At 58.6% G+C, this 290-nt stretch carries 1 rRNA gene; it reads left to right on the top strand.

Going from position 1 to position 290, the window contains the following annotated elements:
• Positions 1-290, top strand: a 16S ribosomal RNA gene (locus C476_RS04145); the annotation flags it as partial.

Here is a 290-nt window from a genome sequence, read left to right on the forward strand (position 1 = left end):
CTCTCAGCCTGGAAGTGGCGAGAGTCAGAAACGCTCCGGCGCCATAGGATGTGGCTGCGGCCGATTAGGTAGACGGTGGGGTAACGGCCCACCGTGCCCATAATCGGTACGGGTTGTGAGAGCAAGAGCCCGGAGACGGTATCTGAGACAAGATACCGGGCCCTACGGGGCGCAGCAGGCGCGAAACCTTTACACTGCACGAAAGTGCGATAAGGGGACTCCAAGTGCGAGGGCATATAGTCCTCGCTTTTCACCACCGTAAGGAGGTGGTAGAATAAGTGCTGGGCAAG

Origin of the sequence: Natrinema limicola JCM 13563, assembly GCF_000337475.1 — an archaeon.
Lineage (GTDB): Archaea > Halobacteriota > Halobacteria > Halobacteriales > Natrialbaceae > Natrinema > Natrinema limicola.